Origin of the sequence: Pseudomonas sp. P105, assembly GCF_032614175.1 — a bacterium.
Taxonomy (GTDB): domain Bacteria; phylum Pseudomonadota; class Gammaproteobacteria; order Pseudomonadales; family Pseudomonadaceae; genus Aquipseudomonas; species Aquipseudomonas rhizophila.
The window spans coordinates 4,376,980-4,395,411 of the sequence record NZ_CP126693.1 but is presented as its reverse complement, the minus strand read 5'-3'; the positions used below and the strand labels follow the sequence as shown (position 1 = coordinate 4,395,411).

Here is an 18,432-nt window from a genome sequence, read left to right as displayed (position 1 = left end):
CAAACGGTCTTCTCTCGAATGAGGACGTGGGGTCAGTGCCGGTGCTGGCGGGTTACGCCGGCGTCGAACTGCGCGACGATCTGCTTCCAGCCGGCGGCGGACAAAGCGGTGTCGTCCAGATCGCTGGAGACGGCGACGCTGTTGCCGCGATTGAGCCAGATGTCCGGGACGGCGTCGGATGCTTCGCCGATGCGCATCAGAAATGAACCGGCGACGGATGGATTTGCACTGGCGCCGAAGTAGGCCCGGTTCTCCACCTGCTGCCAGACATGTCCGCCTCGGCTGACGGAACTGGCATCCTGAGCGAACGGGGCAAAGCCCTCTTCGGCCAGGATTTGCGGGGTGGGCAGGGACTGTTGCTCTTCGCGTAGCAGACGGATCTCATCCAGGGTCACCCGCAGGTCGGCATAGATGCCTTGCTCGGCAGCGCTGAGATCGCGGCGGGCGTCAACTTGATGGGCAGGCACCTCGCTGACGTCATGGGTTTCGCCGTGCCAGGCCACCACCGATCCGGCCACCAGAATGATGATCAGGCACAGCAGCAACACATACAGGGTTTCATGGCCGGCGCCGGCGGGACGGATCACTTGGGTGGTGGGATTGCTCATGGGGCCTCGATATCGGCTTGGTCGATTTCCACCACGTGGCCGGGGCCAGCGTCGAAGAGTACGTAGAACTCGGCGTTGGGCTTCTTGAATGTCAGCGTCGAATCGGCGCCGAGCTTGCCCGGCACCAGGATGGTTTCGTCGTAGCCGATCACATCCAGGGTCACGCCGGGCGCGCCACTGCCGTCGGAAAAACCGCCGGTGCACTGGATCTGCTCAGCGTCGATGGCCTTGCATTCACACATCGGGTTATGGGCCAGGGCGTTGCTGCTGGCACCTGCGCAGAGCAGCAGCGCCAGGCTGTTGAGATAGCCGCGGGCAGTCATGGTTGGGCTCCTTGGGTTTTCAGCCAGGCGATGGTGGCCGGCGAGGCCTGGCTCAGGGGTATGGAAGCCTGGTGCATCGAGCCGTCCCAGCCTTCAAGGGTGATCCACAGTTCGGCGTCGAGCCGGGTCTTTTGCGGCACCGGCAACAAGGCGCCCATGCGATAGGGCGAGCCGAAGAAAATCACCCCGGCGGCCCGCAGGCTGCGAGGTTTGCCGATACGTAGATAAGTAGCCTTGACCTGGCTGATGCAGCTTTGGCACAGCGCGGCGTTGAAGTGCTTCATATGGCCTGCCGGTCCATCGAGACGTGGCGCTTCGTCGCGAAACTCTGCAAGGCGCAGGCTCCAGGGGCCGACCTGGACTTCACCGACCTCCCGCTCACCCAGCCCGGCATCACCGCGGAACAACGCGGCTTCGGAGAAGTACTTGGGCATGAAACCCAGTGGGATCAGCAATAGCAGCACGTTGAGGTGAAAGCGCCATTTTTGCCAGAACACACTTAGACGCGATGGCGGCGCGGTGGTGGTGGACGGGGTCACAGGTTGCCCTCCGGCGATTCACGGTGGATGGACGGCTGCAACAACGGCGCAGTTCGAGCTTGCCGGGAAGGTTTTTGGCTGCGCTTGAAGGCATTCGCGGTAGCCAGGGCGGTGCGTTTGGTCCAGATCAGCAGTCCGCTGAGGACCATCATGCTCATGATCAAACCGAAGAAGAACCAGATGAGCTTGATCCAGAGGCCGCCGAAGTCCCCGGTGTGCAACGGACGCATGGATTCGGTGACGAATTCCAGCGCTGTGCGGTCCGACAGCAGTCGCGAGGCGGCGACCTCACCGTTATAGGGATTGATGGTGGCGGTCTGGAACATCAGCGGATACCAACCGCGTCCACCGATTTCCAAGTGGCTGTAAGCGTTGCCGGGCAGGCTGACGAAGCTGGTTTCCAGGCCAGGGATTTGCTGGCGGGCGATTTCAATCGCGCGGTCCAGGTTCAGTTGTGATGGCGCGGTACCGTCGGCTGACAGTGGGACACTTTCACGTGATACCACCGGAATGACCGGTGCGCTGGAAATGGAAATCTGGTTGTCCGACAGCAACGCCTCGATCAGGAACCAGGTGCCGGTAATGGAAATGACCGCGATGAACCAGATCGACCAGATGCCGCTGAGCCTGTGGAAATCGCCCCAGAAAATGCGTGCGCCGTGGCGGATCCGCAGGGTCGGACGGAAAAACCCCTTCCAGAAACGCTTGTAGACCACCAGCCCGGTCACCAGGGATGCCAGCAGCGGCAGGCCGAGGAGTGACACCAGGTACCATCCCCAGCTGTAACCATTGGTGAACGGTACCAGCCACCAGCCATGCAGGGCACGGGTAAAGCCTCTGAAATTGAACGTCGGCGCCGAGCCCTGGACGATGCCGCTGTATGGGTTGACGTAGATCTTGTCGGGGCGCCCGTCGGGGTAGGTCACGCCGACCTCCAGGGCAAAATGCGACTCATCCGGGCGTACGATGCTCTGCACCTGGGTTTGCGGCTGGGCTTGCTTGATGGCGGCGACGACCTGGTCGTAGCTGAGCAGCGCTGCGTCGTCCGAGGGTTTGCTGGCGCGCATCTCGGGATTGACCAGCCAGACGATCTCCTGGCTGACCACCGCCAGCGTGCCGGTGACGCAAACGATGAGGACGAAAAACCAGATGGGCAGTGCCAGCCAGCTATGAACCAGAAACCAGAGTTTGGAGCGGGATTTCTTCGACATGGTTTGAACGTCTTGATTCGATGAAAGGCTCGGTATTACGGGCTTCGTAATCCCCTGAACCCTGAAAAGCCGGTCGTGGCTTTTGCCGACGCGACCTGCTGCATCTAATTAAGACGAACGAGCAATGGAAATCCTGAAGCGAAAGATGAAAGAAAATGTTTCGCGTTTGCGAACCGGATGTATTTCCCATCCTGGCTCCAGCAAATCGGCGGGGCGGAAATGTAAAAAAACTGCGGCAAGGGGATGGGGCCCCTTGCCACAAGAGCAGGTTGGCCGTCAGCCCTGCTGTTGAAACATCTCCCTGGCCCGCTGTTCAATCTGTTCCTGAGTCAGATCCTCCTTGTGCGTAGCCAGAAACCACACATGCCCAAAGGGGTCTTTCAAGGTGCCGCTGCGATCACCATAGAACTGATCCTTGACCTCGGAAATCACCGTGCCACCAGCGGCAATCGCTTGGGCGAATGCTTTGTCCACATCTTCGACATAGAGGTGCAGGCCTACCGGCACCGATTGTTCGGGGTTACGCAACGGCCCTTGATCACAAGGCGTGCCGAGCATGATCGGGCAATCGCCAATCCGCAGCTCGGCATGACCGACGCCCCCGTCCGGCATGTCCAGGCGCATGACCTCGGTGGCATTGAAGGCTTTTTTGTAGAACTCGATGGCTTCAGCGGCTTTTTGAATGCCCAGGTAGGGCGTGATGCTATGGAAACCTTCAGGAATGGCTTTGACACCCATGACGTTTCTCCTTGTTGTTATGGGGAGGCGAAGAGAGCCTCGCCGATTTGCGCCCATCCACTATAGGACAGCGACTTGGGGGCGGCGCATGACCCGACGAACGTTTCACGGCGCGTCCAGCAGATGCGCTCCCGGCCCGCGCTTGCCCAACACATCGCCCTGGTTACGCAGCGGGCAACCTTCCATCGACAGGCAGCCGCAACCGATGCAGCCGTTGAGTCGATCGCGCAGCGCCATCAAGTGGTTGATGCGCTGATCCAGCTCGCGGCTCCACTGGGCTGAAAGGATCTTCCAGTCGTTCGCCGTTGGGGCGCGGTCGTCGGGCAAGGTTTTCAAGGCGCTGCCGATTTCGGCCAACGGAATGCCCAGGCCTTGGGCGACCTTGATCAGCGCCACACGTCGCAACACTTCCCGTGGATAGCGGCGTTGGTTGCCCTGGTTACGATTACTTTTGATCAGCCCCTTGGATTCATAGAAGTGCAGGGCAGTCACGGCCACGCCACTGCGGGCGGCCACTTGGCCGACGGTGAGTTCCTTGTGGACGTTTATCTGTGTCATCGCCTGCATTCTCTGCTTGACCTTGAGTTAACTAGAGGTTTTACCCTGCACGCCATCGGACCGCAAGATCCGCCCTACGTACAGCGAGGACCTTTCATGCAATCACCAAGGAACAATCAGAGTTTTACCCAGTTGATGGAGTTCGACATCGAACCTCAATGGCAACAGGCGCTGGTGACGGCCCTGTCAGAGCAGACCGAGCGGCTGGCCCGGGGGCATGCAGGATTTCTGAGTGCCAGTATCCAGGTCAGCGAGGACGGACGACGGGTTCTCAACTATTTGCATTGGCAAAACCGCGAGGCGGGCGAAGCGGCGTTTCAGAGTTTCGAGCGTGGTGAGCAGGATTTCTGGCGGCTGATCCAGGCCCACAGGGCCAAGGCCGTGACATTCGGCTCGTTCCAGGTGTTGCGCAACATCGAACTCAGTGCCGACAACGCCCTGCATTGCCAGTTGGTCGGTTAAGCGCAGCGGACGATCCGAGCCAGCAATACCCACTATCAAACGGGTTGATTTCTGCCGCGTGAAGGCGGCGGGTAGCCTTTGTTCATCGCCCCACTTCAGAACATTGGATACCTGCCATGAATCGGACTTTTGCTGTTTTGCTGCTGTTAACGGCCACTGTGTTGAGCGGCTGCGCCTCTTCGTCGCCGGAGTTGCGCCCCTACACCGCCGAAGAAACCCGTGAACTGGCTCTTGAAGCCTTGAATCGCCGGGGCCTGTCGTTTGAGGAATATCACGCGAAAAAAGCCGAGTTGCTCGGTCCTTCGCAGAAAAACGTGGGATTCGACGACCAGGGGCAAATGAGCGCCGAGCGAGCCATGAAGCGGTCTGGGCGGCCGAGCTGAGGACTGTACTGCTCGAAGTTTTGCCTAACTGTCCATGGGTTTGGCTCAGGACGTGGGGTAGGGTCATGACTTGACTGACCGTCCCATTGGATATGCCTGCCATGACCCTTTCGCTTGACCTGTTGCTGGGCTTCGCCCTGTTTGCCCTGGTGACCTCGATCACCCCCGGTCCCAACAACACCATGTTGCTGGCCTCGGGCGTCAATTTCGGTTTCAACCGCACGATTCCTCACATGCTGGGCATCACCTGCGGCTTCTTTTCCCTGGTGCTGGCGGTGGGGCTTGGCCTGGGCGCGGTGTTCCAGACCTACCCTCTGCTCTACACCGTACTGCGCTACGTGGGTGCGACCTACCTGTTGTACCTGGCGTGGAAAATCGCCCACTCCGGGCCGGTCTCTGAAAACCGGCCAGGGGACAGCACGCCCATCAGCTATTGGGGCGCGGCGGCGTTTCAGTGGGTCAATCCCAAGGCCTGGATCATGGCCATCGGCGCCATCAGCACCTACACGCCGCTTCAAGGTTATTTCTTCAATGTGGTGGTTATCGCCGCGGTGTTTGCCCTGATCAACCTGCCGAGCGTAAGCCTGTGGGTGGTGTGCGGCAGTCTGTTACGCAATCTTTTGCGTGATCGTCGCTGGCTGCGCCTGTTCAACTGGGGGATGGCGCTGTTGTTGGTCGCCTCGTTGTATCCGTTGCTGCTCGAAAGCATCGGCTAAGGGCTGAGCTTGAGGCGGATGCCTGTTAAGCTCGCTGATCAGTCGCTGTGGTTGATATCCAGAGCCCTTGGTGCAAGCGAACAACACTATTTTACGAGCAGGAGAAACGATGAGTACCGAGCCTTTGACCCATGGACTGGTTCCCCAGCGCCTGGCCCGAATCCGCCAATTGATGAATCGCGAAGGCATTCACGCATTGCTGGTGCCATCGGCCGACCCGCATCTGTCGGAATACCTGCCGGGCTATTGGCAAGGACGGCAATGGCTGTCGGGGTTTCATGGCTCGGTTGGGACTCTGATCGTCACGGCGGACTTCGCGGGCGTCTGGGCGGACAGCCGTTATTGGGAGCAGGCCACCAAGGAGCTTGAAGGCAGCGGTATTGAACTGGTCAAGCTCATTCCCGGTCAGGCTGGCCCGCTGGATTGGCTGGCCGAACAGACGCCTGAAGGCGCAGCGGTGGCGGTTGATGGCGCGGTCATGGCTGTGGCCTCGGCCCGGACCCTGAGCGACAAGCTTGAGGCCCGCGGGGCGCGGTTGCGCACCGACATGGATCTGCTCAAGGAGGCCTGGAGCGACCGCCCAAGCTTGCCGAGCCAACCGGTTTATGCCCATCTGCCGCCGCAGGCGACCGTCAGCCGGGTCGAGAAACTCGCCAAGCTGCGGGAAACCCTCAAGGAGCGCGGTGCCCAGTGGCATTTCATCGCCACGCTGGATGACATCGCCTGGCTGTTCAACTTGCGCGGTGCGGATGTGTCGTTCAACCCGGTATTCGTTTCCTTTGCCTTGATCAGCCAGCAACAGGCAACGCTGTTCGTGGCCCTGGATAAGGTCGATGCGTCGCTGCGTGCCGTTCTTGAACAGGACGGCGTGACCCTGCGTGATTACAGCGAAGCGGCGGCCGCATTGCGGGAAGTGCCCAGTGGCGCGAGCCTGCAGATCGATCCGGCGCGGGTCACGGTCGGTTTGCTGGATAATCTGGACAGTGGCGTGAAGCTGGTCGAGGGACTCAACCCTACGACGCTGGCCAAGTCTCGCAAAAGCCTGGCCGACGCCGAGCACATTCGTCGGGCCATGGAGCAGGACGGTGCGGCGCTTTGCGAGTTCTTTGCCTGGCTGGAAAGCGCCTGGGGTCGCGAGCGCATTACCGAACTGACCATCGATGAGCACCTGACCGCCGCCCGTACACGCCGGCCGGAATTTGTCTCACTGAGCTTCAATACAATTGCCGCGTTCAACGCCAACGGCGCGATGCCCCATTACCACGCCACGGAGCAAGCCCACGCGGTCATCGAGGGCGATGGCTTGCTGCTGATCGATTCTGGCGGCCAATACCTGGGTGGTACCACCGATATCACCCGTATGGTGCCAGTCGGAACGCCTACCGTGGAGCAGAAGCGGGATTGCACTCGCGTGCTCAAGGGCGTGATTGCCTTGTCTCGCGCCAAATTTCCACGGGGCATTCTGTCGCCCTTGCTGGACGCCATCGCTCGCGCGCCGATCTGGGCCGAGCAGGTGGACTACGGTCATGGCACTGGCCACGGCGTCGGTTACTTTCTCAACGTTCATGAAGGCCCGCAGGTGATTGCCTATCAGGCCGCCGCCGCGCCGCAAACAGCGATGCAGGCGGGCATGATCACCTCTATCGAACCGGGCACTTATCGTCCGGGCCGTTGGGGGGTACGCATCGAGAACCTGGTGTTGAATCGCGAGGCGGGGAGCAGCGAGTTCGGCGACTTCCTCGAGTTCGAAACCCTGACCCTGTGCCCGATCGACACGCGTTGCCTGGAGCCGTCCTTGCTGACCCAGGACGAAAAAGACTGGTTCAACGCCTACCATGCCGAGGTTCAGCGTCGATTGAGCCCGTTGCTGGAAGGCGACGCGCTGCAATGGCTGAACACCCGGACGCAGGCGATCTGACGTAAGGCATCAGCCCAGGGCTTCACGGACGAAGTCCAGCCGATCCTGGCCGAAGAACAGCTCGTCGCCGACGAACATGCTCGGGGCGCCGAACACGCCCCGTTTAATCGCTTCTTCGGTGGTGATCTTGAGTGCTTCCTTGACCTGCTCGTTGCTCGTCAGGGCCAGCACATGATCGGGATCAAAATGGCCTTGGTTCAAAACCTCCGCGACTGTTGCCGGGTCGTTGAGGTTGCGGCCGTCCACCCACAGGGCGCGAAACAGGCAATCGATGAAGGCCTCGAATCGTTCGGGATGGTGCAGTTGCATGCCGGTCACGGCGCGCATCAGTAACAGCGTATTGATCGGGAAGTGCGGATTGAGCTTGAAGTCAACGCCGTAGCGGTTGGCGAAGCGATTCAAATCCTTGAATAGATAAGGCCCCTTGGCCGGCACGGTAACCGGTGACGCATTGCCGGTCGCTTTGAAGACGCCACCAAGCAGCATCGGACGGTAGATCAACTGACTGTTGGTTTGCGCGCACAGGGTCGGTAGCTGGGTATAGGCCAGGTAGGTGGTCGGGCTGCCGAGGTCGAAGAAAAACTCCACGGATTTGCTCATGGTATCTGCGCTCTTGTTATTGTGAGGGGGGGCGGTTTACCAGCGTTCGCTCCAGGGCCGCAGGTCCAGCTCGAAGGTCCAGGCGTCGCGGGGTTGGGCGTGCAGATACCAATAGTTGTCGGCGATGTGTTCGGGGTTGAGAATGCCGTCCGCATCCTTGGTTGCATATTTTTCCGGAAAGTTATCGCGGATGAAGTCGGTGTCGATGGCGCCATCCACCACCACATGGGCCACATGAATATTCATCGGCCCCAGTTCACGGGCCATGCTTTGGGCCAATGCGCGTATGCCATGTTTGGCCCCTGCGAAGGCGGCGAACCCTGAAGCCCCGCGCAGTCCTGCTGTGGCGCCGGTGAACAGAATCGTCCCGCGCTGGCGCGAGGCCATGCGTTTGGCCACTTCCCGAGCATTGAGGAAACCGGAAAAACAGGCCATCTCCCAAATCTTGAAATATTTGCGCGCGGTCTCTTCAAGGATGCTGCAGGGCACGTTGGCGCCGATGTTGAATACAAAGGCTTCAATCGGACCGATCTGGCTTTCGATTTGCTCGATCAGCGCGACCACCTCGTCTTCCTTGCGCGCGTCACAGGCAAAACCATGCGCATCACCGCCCTGAGCCCGAATTGAATCGACCAATGGCGCGAGTTTGTCAGCGCTGCGGCGGGTAACACAGGCCACGAAACCTTCCTGCGCAAAACGTTTGGCTATTGCGCCTCCGGTGGCATCGCCTGCGCCAACAACCAGTACGACCTTCTTGTTATTCATGATTAGCCTCATTGGTAAACGATCGTTAGCTAAACGGACGTTATGCTAAGATCCGGCAAGCGTCAAGGTGGGCAATCAGAGGCCAGATATATGCGTTATTCAGCCAATCACAAATTGGAGACCCGAGAGAAACTGCTCGCCAGCAGTGCCATGTCCGCCAAGAAATCGGGGTTTTCCACTGTCGGTGTCGATGGCCTGATGAAGGCGATCGGTTTGAGCGGCGGGGCGTTCTACAGTCACTTCTCATCCAAGGATGAGCTTTTCAAGGCGATCGTCGAGCGAGAGTTGGCGCAAAGCCTGGAGCGCTTGAGCGGTGAGAATGTTCTGGACTCACAAAAACTGGAGCGATGTCTCAAGCAGTACCTGAGCATGAGCCACGTCGAACAGCCGGAGGCGGGGTGTGCGCTGCCGGTGCTGGGCGCTGAGATCGCGCGGTCCGACGTGCAGGTGAGAGAGGCGGCGCAAACGTGGATCTGTCGTTTGCATGAAAGCTGGGCGCGGATATTGGGAAGCGAAAGCCTGGCCTGGGCCATTCTGTCGCAATGCGTGGGCGCGTTGGTTGTCGCCCGCATGCTGGCCACGCCAGGGGTCCAGCGTGATGTCCTCAAGTCCAGTCATGATGAGATCAGTCGTCGAATAGCCCAGCAGCGACCCGACTGATCCGCTGCCTATTTACAGATGACGATCATGCTGCGACTGGTATAGCCGGCGGGGTTGAGTCCGAAAGGATAATCCCCCGGCTCCTCGACGGCGTCGCCCGACTTTGCGATCACCCTGTAACCTTTGGGGGCGCAGGAATTGGCGGCGCTGGCGGCGCATTGTTCCCAGGACGAGGACAAGCCGGAGCAGTTGATGTGCAAACCCTTTTTACCGCGTTTGACTTCAGTCTTTGTTGTCGCTGCGCAGCCCGCAATTGCAAGCACAACGATCAATATCAAAATTCGTTTCATTCCCGTCCTTATCACCGCCGCGGATCTTATGTCTGCGTGCGATTGTGTTCGCTTTTGCTTTAAGCGTTCGTGACGTCCTGTATGAAAATTCCATGTCTGACATTAGGTTACGGGCTAAACATGGCCTAAATGTGCGGTAAATACCAGAGCTTCGTTAAATCCGGCGTCAATCAACTGCGATGGCGGGCTTCGCGGCGCTACCCATCGTCAGCGTTGCTCCGACTGACGCCAGGATGATGCAGCCAATGGCGGCCCACTGAGCCAGGGATAAGTACTCCTGAAGAAACACCAGTCCTGACAGTGCACCGAAGGCAGGTTCTATGCTCATGAGTGTGCCGAAAGTACGGGCTGGCATTCGTGTGAGGGAGATCATCTCCAGCGTGTAGGGCAGGGCAGTGGACAGAATGGCGACGCCAATGGCGATCGGAATCAGGCTCGGCGTCAGTAATGCGGTCCCTGCGTGGACGATACCGATAGGCGCGACGAAGAGGGCCGCGATCATGACCCCCAGTGCGGCGGTTTGCACGCCGTTGTCCGCGCCGGCCTTCTGGCCAAACAGGATGTACAGTGCCCAGCAGAATCCCGCACCCAGGGCATAACCGGCACCGACCAGATCGATACCGCTGCTGGTGGCTCCAGTGGGTATCAATAGAAGCAGGCCGGTGATCGCCAGGGCAATCCAGAGAAAATCGATGGCTCGCCGCGAAGCGTAAATGGCAACCGCCAGAGGGCCGGTAAATTCCAGTGCCACGGCAATTCCCAGCGGAACCGTTTGCAGCGACATATAGAAAAGAAAGTTCATGCCGCCCAACGCCATTCCGTAAACGATCACGGTGCGCAGGGATTGAGCTGAGAGTTTGGCGCGCCATGGCCGCAGCAACAACAGCATGATGAGGCTGGCAAAGATAAGCCGCAGCGTCGTGGTGCCTTGTGCGCCCACAACCGGGAACATGCTTTTGGCAAGTGAAGCTCCCGACTGGATGGATGCCATGGCAATCAATAGAAGGGCGACCGGGTAAAGAGTGGTTGCCAGGCTGCGATGTGGGAGAGTCATTGCTAAGCGTCGTCCAAGATAAAAGCGGGGGGAAGGCTGGTTTGCGCAATATACTGCGCAATCGCAGCGATTCCGTCTATATATAAGGAGGATTTCAGCGAGGTGCTTCTGGCTGGATAGAAAAATCAAATTAAGGGTTGACGGCAAATTCTGGAAGTCTATAATTCGCCCCACTTCCGGCGCAGTCGAAACGGAAAACTCCTTGAGTTTCAATGAGTTAAACGATTTTCGGCAGCGCAGGGCTTCAGGTCATCGAAGCTTGGGAAGCAGTTAGTGGGGCGGTTTTTCTGGCTCCGTTAACGGTTCGATCTTCTCGATCGAAAGCGGTCAAAAAGAGGTGTTGACAGCAGCGAGTAACGCTGTAGAATTCGCCTCCCGCTAACGAGAGATCGGAAGCGCAAGTGGTTGAAGTTGCAGAGGAAACTTTGAAAACTTCTTAAAATAACCGCTTGACAGATACACGGGGCGCTGTAGAATGCGCGCCTCGGTTGAGACGAAAGGCTCAACCCACCGCTCTTTAACAACTGAATCAAGCAATTCGTGTGGGTGCTTGTGGAGTCAGACTGCTAGTCAACAGATTATCAGCATCACAAGTTACTCCGCGAGAAATCAAAGATGTAACCAACGATTGCTGAGCCAAGTTTAGGGTTTTCTCAAAACCCAAAGATGTTTGAACTGAAGAGTTTGATCATGGCTCAGATTGAACGCTGGCGGCAGGCCTAACACATGCAAGTCGAGCGGTAGAGAGGTGCTTGCACCTCTTGAGAGCGGCGGACGGGTGAGTAAAGCCTAGGAATCTGCCTGGTAGTGGGGGATAACGCTCGGAAACGGACGCTAATACCGCATACGTCCTACGGGAGAAAGCAGGGGACCTTCGGGCCTTGCGCTATCAGATGAGCCTAGGTCGGATTAGCTAGTTGGTGAGGTAATGGCTCACCAAGGCGACGATCCGTAACTGGTCTGAGAGGATGATCAGTCACACTGGAACTGAGACACGGTCCAGACTCCTACGGGAGGCAGCAGTGGGGAATATTGGACAATGGGCGAAAGCCTGATCCAGCCATGCCGCGTGTGTGAAGAAGGTCTTCGGATTGTAAAGCACTTTAAGTTGGGAGGAAGGGCATTAACCTAATACGTTAGTGTTTTGACGTTACCGACAGAATAAGCACCGGCTAACTCTGTGCCAGCAGCCGCGGTAATACAGAGGGTGCAAGCGTTAATCGGAATTACTGGGCGTAAAGCGCGCGTAGGTGGTTCGTTAAGTTGGATGTGAAATCCCCGGGCTCAACCTGGGAACTGCATTCAAAACTGTCGAGCTAGAGTATGGTAGAGGGTGGTGGAATTTCCTGTGTAGCGGTGAAATGCGTAGATATAGGAAGGAACACCAGTGGCGAAGGCGACCACCTGGACTGATACTGACACTGAGGTGCGAAAGCGTGGGGAGCAAACAGGATTAGATACCCTGGTAGTCCACGCCGTAAACGATGTCAACTAGCCGTTGGGAGCCTTGAGCTCTTAGTGGCGCAGCTAACGCATTAAGTTGACCGCCTGGGGAGTACGGCCGCAAGGTTAAAACTCAAATGAATTGACGGGGGCCCGCACAAGCGGTGGAGCATGTGGTTTAATTCGAAGCAACGCGAAGAACCTTACCAGGCCTTGACATCCAATGAACTTTCCAGAGATGGATTGGTGCCTTCGGGAACATTGAGACAGGTGCTGCATGGCTGTCGTCAGCTCGTGTCGTGAGATGTTGGGTTAAGTCCCGTAACGAGCGCAACCCTTGTCCTTAGTTACCAGCACGTCATGGTGGGCACTCTAAGGAGACTGCCGGTGACAAACCGGAGGAAGGTGGGGATGACGTCAAGTCATCATGGCCCTTACGGCCTGGGCTACACACGTGCTACAATGGTCGGTACAGAGGGTTGCCAAGCCGCGAGGTGGAGCTAATCCCACAAAACCGATCGTAGTCCGGATCGCAGTCTGCAACTCGACTGCGTGAAGTCGGAATCGCTAGTAATCGCGAATCAGAATGTCGCGGTGAATACGTTCCCGGGCCTTGTACACACCGCCCGTCACACCATGGGAGTGGGTTGCACCAGAAGTAGCTAGTCTAACCTTCGGGGGGACGGTTACCACGGTGTGATTCATGACTGGGGTGAAGTCGTAACAAGGTAGCCGTAGGGGAACCTGCGGCTGGATCACCTCCTTAATCGACGACCGCAGCTGCTTCATGAGCTCCCACACGAATTGCTTGATTCATTGAAGAAGACGATTGGGTCTGTAGCTCAGTTGGTTAGAGCGCACCCCTGATAAGGGTGAGGTCGGCAGTTCGAATCTGCCCAGACCCACCAATTTCATGGTGTTCCCTGTAGAAATACGGGGCCATAGCTCAGCTGGGAGAGCGCCTGCCTTGCACGCAGGAGGTCAGCGGTTCGATCCCGCTTGGCTCCACCATTACAGATTGGCACCAACGTTTAAAGCTTAGAAATGAGCATTCCACCAAGACGGTGCTGAATGTTGATTTCTAGTCTTTTGATTAGATCGTTCTTTAAAAATTTGGGTATGTGATAGAAAGATAGACTGAACGTTACTTTCACTGGTAACGGATCAGGCTAAGGTAAAATTTGTGAGTTGCTCTTAGAGCATGCGAATTTTCGGCGAATGTCGTCTTCACAGTATAACCAGATTGCTTGGGGTTATATGGTCAAGTGAAGAAGCGCATACGGTGGATGCCTTGGCAGTCAGAGGCGATGAAAGACGTGGTAGCCTGCGAAAAGCTTCGGGGAGTCGGCAAACAGACTTTGATCCGGAGATGTCTGAATGGGGGAACCCAGCCATCATAAGATGGTTATCTTGTACTGAATACATAGGTGCAAGAGGCGAACCAGGGGAACTGAAACATCTAAGTACCCTGAGGAAAAGAAATCAACCGAGATTCCCTTAGTAGTGGCGAGCGAACGGGGACTAGCCCTTAAGTGGCTTTGAGATTAGCGGAACGCTCTGGAAAGTGCGGCCATAGTGGGTGATAGCCCTGTACGCGAAAATCTCTTAGTCATGAAATCGAGTAGGACGGAGCACGAGAAACTTTGTCTGAATATGGGGGGACCATCCTCCAAGGCTAAATACTACTGACTGACCGATAGTGAACTAGTACCGTGAGGGAAAGGCGAAAAGAACCCCGGAGAGGGGAGTGAAATAGATCCTGAAACCGTATGCGTACAAGCAGTGGGAGCCCACTTTGTTGGGTGACTGCGTACCTTTTGTATAATGGGTCAGCGACTTATTTTCAGTGGCGAGCTTAACCGAATAGGGGAGGCGTAGCGAAAGCGAGTCTTAATAGGGCGTCTAGTCGCTGGGAATAGACCCGAAACCGGGCGATCTATCCATGGGCAGGTTGAAGGTTAGGTAACACTGACTGGAGGACCGAACCGACTACCGTTGAAAAGTTAGCGGATGACCTGTGGATCGGAGTGAAAGGCTAATCAAGCTCGGAGATAGCTGGTTCTCCTCGAAAGCTATTTAGGTAGCGCCTCATGTATCACTGTAGGGGGTAGAGCACTGTTTCGGCTAGGGGGTCATCCCGACTTACCAAACCGATGCAAACTCCGAATACCTACAAGTGCCGAGCATGGGAGACACACGGCGGGTGCTAACGTCCGTCGTGAAAAGGGAAACAACCCAGACCGTCAGCTAAGGTCCCAAAGTTATGGTTAAGTGGGAAACGATGTGGGAAGGCTTAGACAGCTAGGAGGTTGGCTTAGAAGCAGCCACCCTTTAAAGAAAGCGTAATAGCTCACTAGTCGAGTCGGCCTGCGCGGAAGATGTAACGGGGCTCAAACCATACACCGAAGCTACGGGTATCACTTAGGTGATGCGGTAGAGGAGCGTTCTGTAAGCCTGTGAAGGTGAGTTGAGAAGCTTGCTGGAGGTATCAGAAGTGCGAATGCTGACATGAGTAACGACAATGGGTGTGAAAAACACCCACGCCGAAAGACCAAGGTTTCCTGCGCAACGTTAATCGACGCAGGGTTAGTCGGTCCCTAAGGCGAGGCTGAAAAGCGTAGTCGATGGAAAACAGGTTAATATTCCTGTACTTCTGGTTATTGCGATGGAGGGACGGAGAAGGCTAGGCCAGCTTGGCGTTGGTTGTCCAAGTTTAAGGTGGTAGGCTGAGATCTTAGGTAAATCCGGGATCTTAAGGCCGAGAGCTGATGACGAGTTACCCTTTGGGTGACGAAGTGGTTGATGCCATGCTTCCAAGAAAAGCTTCTAAGCTTCAGGTAACCAGGAACCGTACCCCAAACCGACACAGGTGGTTGGGTAGAGAATACCAAGGCGCTTGAGAGAACTCGGGTGAAGGAACTAGGCAAAATGGCACCGTAACTTCGGGAGAAGGTGCGCCGGTGAGGGTGAAGCACTTGCTGCGTAAGCCCACGCCGGTCGAAGATACCAGGCCGCTGCGACTGTTTATTAAAAACACAGCACTCTGCAAACACGAAAGTGGACGTATAGGGTGTGACGCCTGCCCGGTGCCGGAAGGTTAATTGATGGGGTTAGCTAACGCGAAGCTCTTGATCGAAGCCCCGGTAAACGGCGGCCGTAACTATAACGGTCCTAAGGTAGCGAAATTCCTTGTCGGGTAAGTTCCGACCTGCACGAATGGCGTAACGATGGCGGCGCTGTCTCCACCCGAGACTCAGTGAAATTGAAATCGCTGTGAAGATGCAGTGTATCCGCGGCTAGACGGAAAGACCCCGTGAACCTTTACTATAGCTTTGCACTGGACTTTGAATTTGCTTGTGTAGGATAGGTGGGAGGCTTTGAAGCGTGGACGCCAGTTCGCGTGGAGCCATCCTTGAAATACCACCCTGGCAACTTTGAGGTTCTAACTCAGGTCCGTTATCCGGATCGAGGACAGTGTATGGTGGGTAGTTTGACTGGGGCGGTCTCCTCCTAAAGAGTAACGGAGGAGTACGAAGGTGCGCTCAGACCGGTCGGAAATCGGTCGTAGAGTATAAAGGCAAAAGCGCGCTTGACTGCGAGACAGACACGTCGAGCAGGTACGAAAGTAGGTCTTAGTGATCCGGTGGTTCTGTATGGAAGGGCCATCGCTCAACGGATAAAAGGTACTCCGGGGATAACAGGCTGATACCGCCCAAGAGTTCATATCGACGGCGGTGTTTGGCACCTCGATGTCGGCTCATCACATCCTGGGGCTGAAGCCGGTCCCAAGGGTATGGCTGTTCGCCATTTAAAGTGGTACGCGAGCTGGGTTTAGAACGTCGTGAGACAGTTCGGTCCCTATCTGCCGTGGACGTTTGAGATTTGAGAGGGGCTGCTCCTAGTACGAGAGGACCGGAGTGGACGAACCTCTGGTGTTCCGGTTGTCACGCCAGTGGCATTGCCGGGTAGCTATGTTCGGAAAAGATAACCGCTGAAAGCATCTAAGCGGGAAACTTGCCTCAAGATGAGATCTCACTGGGACCTTGAGTCCCCTGAAGGGCCGTCGAAGACTACGACGTTGATAGGTGGGGTGTGTAAGCGCTGTGAGGCGTTGAGCTAACCCATACTAATTGCCCGTGAGGCTTGACCATATAACACCCAAGCAATTTGCTGACCCGATACAGGGCACCAGATTGCGGTGTGTGAAGACGCTATGAACCGAAAGTTCGCACAACACACAAATCTATCGCATACCCATTTGCTGGAACGTGACCGCAAGGCACGCGCTGGCTACCGAATTTCTTGACGACCATAGAGCATTGGAACCACCTGATCCCATCCCGAACTCAGTAGTGAAACGATGCATCGCCGATGGTAGTGTGGGGTTTCCCCATGTGAGAGTAGGTCATCGTCAAGATTAAATTCCGAAACCCCTATCTGCTGATGCAGGTAGGGGTTTTGTTTTTGTGCCGAAAAAAAAGGATGACTTGAAGAGGTCATCCTTTTTTTGCATCAATGATTAAGCCCCTGGGACCGGGCAGCTCAGATCACCTTCTTCGCACTTGAGGTAGGTCTTGAGCGTCTCGACCCGGGCCTTGGTTACGGCTGTGGTGCAATTGCTGTGGACCAGCGGATAGACGCTACCCCCTTCGACTCCGGAGGCAGAAAAATTGCATTCGGCGTCACGGAAGCTGATCCAGGCCCGCTGTGCCTTGACCAGTAGCTGCTTGGCCTGCGGGTCATCTTTAAGGCGTGCAGTGATCTGCTTGTACAGACTGTTCAGCTCGTCGTCAGCGGCTTTGTTCTCTTGGGCTGCGCACTGGTTCATTGCTCCCTGGGTGCTAGCATTGGCGCAGTCATCGGCTTGGACAATACTGATAAAAAGCAGCGGCGTCAGGCCCAGAAACAAGCGTGGGAACATGGTCGATCTCTCCTTGATGGGATTTCTAAATGCCGAAGGAGTGTACCCAAACGCTGGGTCGATACAACTTTCTGGTTGGCCTCGTGGTCTTACAGGCCTAGTGTTGAACACAGGAGGTGACTCATGCATTCATCTGATCGCATCGAAAGAAAAATTCTGCTCAAGGCGCCGCGCTCTCAGGTCTGGCGGGCCTTGGCCAATGCCGAAGCCTTCGGTCAATGGTTCGGCGTCGCGCTTGAGGGCAGACGATTTGTCGCGGGCGAGCGTACCCAGGGGCAGATCACCTATCCTGGTTATGAACACCTTATTTGGGACGTTGCGGTAGAGCGGGTCGAGCCGGAGCGGGTTTTTTCGTTTCGCTGGCATCCGTACGCCATTGAACCGCAGGTGGACTACTCTCAGGAACCCGAAACGAGGGTTCAGTTCGAACTTGAAGACATGGATGGCGGCACCTTGCTCAAAGTGGTGGAGTCGGGCTTTAACGATATCCCGGAGGCGCGTCGGCTTAAGGCTTTTCGTATGGACAGCCGTGGTTGGGACGAGCAGATGGCTAATATCGAAGCATTCCTGGCCAAGGCCTGATCCTCAGTGTTTGAGCACTCTAAGGGTTTACGGAAGGGCTGCTATAGCGAATGTCTTACACGCCATGGTTGCTATATCGTCTGTTGCGCTTTGGATCCGATGCGTAATCTGTACTCAACCACTGAAGCACAGGGAGTGCTTCAGGATCAGGGACGATCGACCTTGCAAGGATGGCTAACGACAGGGAGTCGTGATGGTCTTGGAAAAACCCGCCTCGGCGGGTTTTTTTTCGTCTGCAGAAAAGCCGACCTATCAAGCCAGGCGTCGCGCCATGGTACGGTCGGAACCATCAGCGGCAAGTGCCTGCCCAGGTGTGCGGTCGGAACCATCAGCGGCAAGTGCCTGCCCAGGTGTGCGGTCCGAACCATCAGCGGCAAGACTCTGCCCAGGCGTGCGGTCCGAACCATCAGCGGCCACAGGCTGCTGACATCCGAGCGTTTGCGTAAAGAAACGGTCCTGCTGCTGGCTGGGCAGGGCAAAGGCACTGACGCTCAGGACGAAAGTGGTAACGGCGATCAAGGAACTGAAAGTTTTCATGGCGATGACTCCGGTCATATCAAAAGGGGTTGAGTGCCGGGTCGTTCAGATGTCGCGATCTGCTGAACCCGTTGCAGCCCGGACGGTAGTCTTGCTGCATGGGTTCAGAGTAGGGGCGAGGAGG

18 protein-coding genes, 2 tRNA genes and 3 rRNA genes are annotated in these 18,432 nt (G+C 56.7%); 11 read left to right on the top strand and 12 right to left on the bottom strand.

Annotated elements, in window-relative coordinates:
* Positions 1-32: 32 nt before the first annotated feature.
* The 6 genes from QOM08_RS19595 to soxR all read right to left on the bottom strand — a co-directional run bounded on the left by QOM08_RS19595 (position 33) and on the right by soxR (position 3,977).
* Complete coding sequence (locus QOM08_RS19595; protein ID WP_139049503.1) at positions 33-608, bottom strand: DUF6162 family protein; 576 nt, start codon at positions 606-608, stop codon at positions 33-35.
* The gene (locus QOM08_RS19590; RefSeq protein ID WP_139049504.1) at positions 605-931 is read right to left on the bottom strand and encodes a hypothetical protein; all 327 of its coding nucleotides are present in this window, start codon (positions 929-931) and stop codon (positions 605-607) included. Before QOM08_RS19590 ends, QOM08_RS19595 begins: the two co-directional genes overlap by 4 nt.
* Positions 928-1,470, bottom strand: coding sequence for a thiamine pyrophosphate-binding protein (locus QOM08_RS19585; protein WP_076383866.1), 543 nt, complete (start codon positions 1,468-1,470; stop codon positions 928-930). Before QOM08_RS19585 ends, QOM08_RS19590 begins: the two co-directional genes overlap by 4 nt.
* Positions 1,467-2,681 carry a PepSY-associated TM helix domain-containing protein gene (locus QOM08_RS19580; RefSeq protein ID WP_047228289.1) on the bottom strand — a complete coding sequence of 405 codons (1,215 nt, stop codon included), beginning with the start codon at positions 2,679-2,681 and terminating at the stop codon, positions 1,467-1,469. Before QOM08_RS19580 ends, QOM08_RS19585 begins: the two co-directional genes overlap by 4 nt.
* 276 nt (positions 2,682-2,957) lie before the next feature.
* On the bottom strand, positions 2,958-3,419 hold the full coding sequence (locus tag QOM08_RS19575; RefSeq protein ID WP_047228290.1) for a VOC family protein: 462 nt from the start codon (positions 3,417-3,419) through the stop codon (positions 2,958-2,960).
* A 105-nt stretch (positions 3,420-3,524) separates the two neighbouring features.
* The gene (gene soxR / locus QOM08_RS19570; protein WP_139049505.1) at positions 3,525-3,977 is read right to left on the bottom strand and encodes a redox-sensitive transcriptional activator SoxR; all 453 of its coding nucleotides are present in this window, start codon (positions 3,975-3,977) and stop codon (positions 3,525-3,527) included.
* 96 nt (positions 3,978-4,073) lie between these two features.
* Between soxR and QOM08_RS19565 the strand changes: the two genes are divergently transcribed.
* The 4 genes from QOM08_RS19565 to QOM08_RS19550 all read left to right on the top strand — a co-directional run bounded on the left by QOM08_RS19565 (position 4,074) and on the right by QOM08_RS19550 (position 7,456).
* Positions 4,074-4,439 (top strand): antibiotic biosynthesis monooxygenase, encoded by a 366-nt coding sequence (locus QOM08_RS19565; RefSeq protein ID WP_316912024.1) that lies wholly within the window; start codon positions 4,074-4,076, stop codon positions 4,437-4,439.
* Positions 4,440-4,555: 116 nt separating this feature from the next.
* The gene (locus QOM08_RS19560; RefSeq protein ID WP_047228292.1) at positions 4,556-4,822 is read left to right on the top strand and encodes a hypothetical protein; all 267 of its coding nucleotides are present in this window, start codon (positions 4,556-4,558) and stop codon (positions 4,820-4,822) included.
* 101 nt (positions 4,823-4,923) lie between these two features.
* Positions 4,924-5,538 carry a LysE family translocator gene (locus tag QOM08_RS19555; protein ID WP_047228293.1) on the top strand — a complete coding sequence of 205 codons (615 nt, stop codon included), beginning with the start codon at positions 4,924-4,926 and terminating at the stop codon, positions 5,536-5,538.
* A gap of 109 nt (positions 5,539-5,647) precedes the next feature.
* Complete coding sequence (locus QOM08_RS19550) at positions 5,648-7,456, top strand: aminopeptidase P family protein (protein WP_139049506.1); 1,809 nt, start codon at positions 5,648-5,650, stop codon at positions 7,454-7,456.
* Between the two features lie 9 nt (positions 7,457-7,465).
* On the opposite strand, the gene QOM08_RS19545 is transcribed toward QOM08_RS19550, so the two are convergent.
* Together QOM08_RS19545 and QOM08_RS19540 are read right to left on the bottom strand one after the other, a co-directional pair.
* A complete protein-coding gene (locus QOM08_RS19545) occupies positions 7,466-8,056 on the bottom strand; it encodes a 2-hydroxychromene-2-carboxylate isomerase (protein WP_076383870.1) in 591 nt (196 codons plus the stop codon).
* Positions 8,057-8,092: 36 nt separating this feature from the next.
* Positions 8,093-8,821 (bottom strand): SDR family oxidoreductase, encoded by a 729-nt coding sequence (locus tag QOM08_RS19540; RefSeq protein WP_047228296.1) that lies wholly within the window; start codon positions 8,819-8,821, stop codon positions 8,093-8,095.
* Positions 8,822-8,911: 90 nt separating this feature from the next.
* Between QOM08_RS19540 and QOM08_RS19535 the strand changes: the two genes are divergently transcribed.
* Complete coding sequence (locus QOM08_RS19535) at positions 8,912-9,481, top strand: TetR/AcrR family transcriptional regulator (RefSeq protein WP_188252071.1); 570 nt, start codon at positions 8,912-8,914, stop codon at positions 9,479-9,481.
* An 8-nt stretch (positions 9,482-9,489) separates the two neighbouring features.
* Here the strand turns inward: QOM08_RS19535 and QOM08_RS19530 are convergent, their stop codons facing one another.
* Complete coding sequence (locus QOM08_RS19530) at positions 9,490-9,771, bottom strand: hypothetical protein (RefSeq protein ID WP_047228298.1); 282 nt, start codon at positions 9,769-9,771, stop codon at positions 9,490-9,492.
* A gap of 166 nt (positions 9,772-9,937) precedes the next feature.
* On the bottom strand, positions 9,938-10,825 hold the full coding sequence (rhtA, locus tag QOM08_RS19525) for a threonine/homoserine exporter RhtA (protein WP_139049510.1): 888 nt from the start codon (positions 10,823-10,825) through the stop codon (positions 9,938-9,940).
* A gap of 672 nt (positions 10,826-11,497) precedes the next feature.
* On the opposite strand from rhtA, the gene QOM08_RS19520 reads away from it, so the two are divergent.
* The 5 genes from QOM08_RS19520 (at position 11,498) to rrf (ending at position 16,685) form a co-directional block, all read left to right on the top strand.
* A 16S ribosomal RNA gene (locus QOM08_RS19520) occupies positions 11,498-13,034 on the top strand.
* Between the two features lie 65 nt (positions 13,035-13,099).
* Positions 13,100-13,176: transfer RNA gene (locus tag QOM08_RS19515), tRNA-Ile, on the top strand.
* A 27-nt stretch (positions 13,177-13,203) separates the two neighbouring features.
* Positions 13,204-13,279: transfer RNA gene (locus QOM08_RS19510), tRNA-Ala, on the top strand.
* 248 nt (positions 13,280-13,527) lie between these two features.
* Positions 13,528-16,419: ribosomal RNA gene (locus QOM08_RS19505) — 23S ribosomal RNA — on the top strand.
* 150 nt (positions 16,420-16,569) lie between these two features.
* Positions 16,570-16,685, top strand: a 5S ribosomal RNA gene (rrf, locus tag QOM08_RS19500).
* Together the 16S, 23S and 5S rRNA genes with 2 tRNA genes alongside form the textbook arrangement of a ribosomal RNA operon.
* A 102-nt stretch (positions 16,686-16,787) precedes the next feature.
* Here rrf and QOM08_RS19495 read toward each other — a convergent pair.
* Positions 16,788-17,189, bottom strand: a complete 402-nt coding sequence (locus QOM08_RS19495; RefSeq protein ID WP_316912023.1) for a lysozyme inhibitor LprI family protein — start codon at positions 17,187-17,189, stop codon at positions 16,788-16,790.
* A 123-nt stretch (positions 17,190-17,312) separates the two neighbouring features.
* Here QOM08_RS19495 and QOM08_RS19490 point away from each other — a divergent pair, with 123 nt between their 5' ends.
* A complete protein-coding gene (locus tag QOM08_RS19490; protein ID WP_316912022.1) occupies positions 17,313-17,771 on the top strand; it encodes an SRPBCC family protein in 459 nt (152 codons plus the stop codon).
* A 252-nt stretch (positions 17,772-18,023) separates the two neighbouring features.
* Here QOM08_RS19490 and QOM08_RS19485 read toward each other — a convergent pair whose 3' ends face one another.
* A complete protein-coding gene (locus tag QOM08_RS19485) occupies positions 18,024-18,308 on the bottom strand; it encodes a hypothetical protein (protein WP_316912021.1) in 285 nt (94 codons plus the stop codon).
* Between the last annotated feature and the right edge of the window lie 124 nt (positions 18,309-18,432).

Coding starts and splice junctions, on each gene's coding strand:
- QOM08_RS19595 (WP_139049503.1), bottom strand. CDS start 608: ATGAGCAATCCCACCACCCAAGTGATCCGTCCCGCCGGCGCCGGCCAT.
- rhtA (WP_139049510.1), bottom strand. CDS start 10,825: ATGACTCTCCCACATCGCAGCCTGGCAACCACTCTTTACCCGGTCGCC.
- QOM08_RS19550 (WP_139049506.1), top strand. CDS start 5,648: ATGAGTACCGAGCCTTTGACCCATGGACTGGTTCCCCAGCGCCTGGCC.
- QOM08_RS19560 (WP_047228292.1), top strand. CDS start 4,556: ATGAATCGGACTTTTGCTGTTTTGCTGCTGTTAACGGCCACTGTGTTG.
- QOM08_RS19535 (WP_188252071.1), top strand. CDS start 8,912: ATGCGTTATTCAGCCAATCACAAATTGGAGACCCGAGAGAAACTGCTC.
- QOM08_RS19530 (WP_047228298.1), bottom strand. CDS start 9,771: ATGAAACGAATTTTGATATTGATCGTTGTGCTTGCAATTGCGGGCTGC.
- QOM08_RS19490 (WP_316912022.1), top strand. CDS start 17,313: ATGCATTCATCTGATCGCATCGAAAGAAAAATTCTGCTCAAGGCGCCG.
- QOM08_RS19575 (WP_047228290.1), bottom strand. CDS start 3,419: ATGGGTGTCAAAGCCATTCCTGAAGGTTTCCATAGCATCACGCCCTAC.
- soxR (WP_139049505.1), bottom strand. CDS start 3,977: ATGACACAGATAAACGTCCACAAGGAACTCACCGTCGGCCAAGTGGCC.
- QOM08_RS19485 (WP_316912021.1), bottom strand. CDS start 18,308: ATGAAAACTTTCAGTTCCTTGATCGCCGTTACCACTTTCGTCCTGAGC.
- QOM08_RS19540 (WP_047228296.1), bottom strand. CDS start 8,821: ATGAATAACAAGAAGGTCGTACTGGTTGTTGGCGCAGGCGATGCCACC.
- QOM08_RS19580 (WP_047228289.1), bottom strand. CDS start 2,681: ATGTCGAAGAAATCCCGCTCCAAACTCTGGTTTCTGGTTCATAGCTGG.
- QOM08_RS19495 (WP_316912023.1), bottom strand. CDS start 17,189: ATGTTCCCACGCTTGTTTCTGGGCCTGACGCCGCTGCTTTTTATCAGT.
- QOM08_RS19545 (WP_076383870.1), bottom strand. CDS start 8,056: ATGAGCAAATCCGTGGAGTTTTTCTTCGACCTCGGCAGCCCGACCACC.
- QOM08_RS19590 (WP_139049504.1), bottom strand. CDS start 931: ATGACTGCCCGCGGCTATCTCAACAGCCTGGCGCTGCTGCTCTGCGCA.
- QOM08_RS19565 (WP_316912024.1), top strand. CDS start 4,074: ATGCAATCACCAAGGAACAATCAGAGTTTTACCCAGTTGATGGAGTTC.
- QOM08_RS19555 (WP_047228293.1), top strand. CDS start 4,924: ATGACCCTTTCGCTTGACCTGTTGCTGGGCTTCGCCCTGTTTGCCCTG.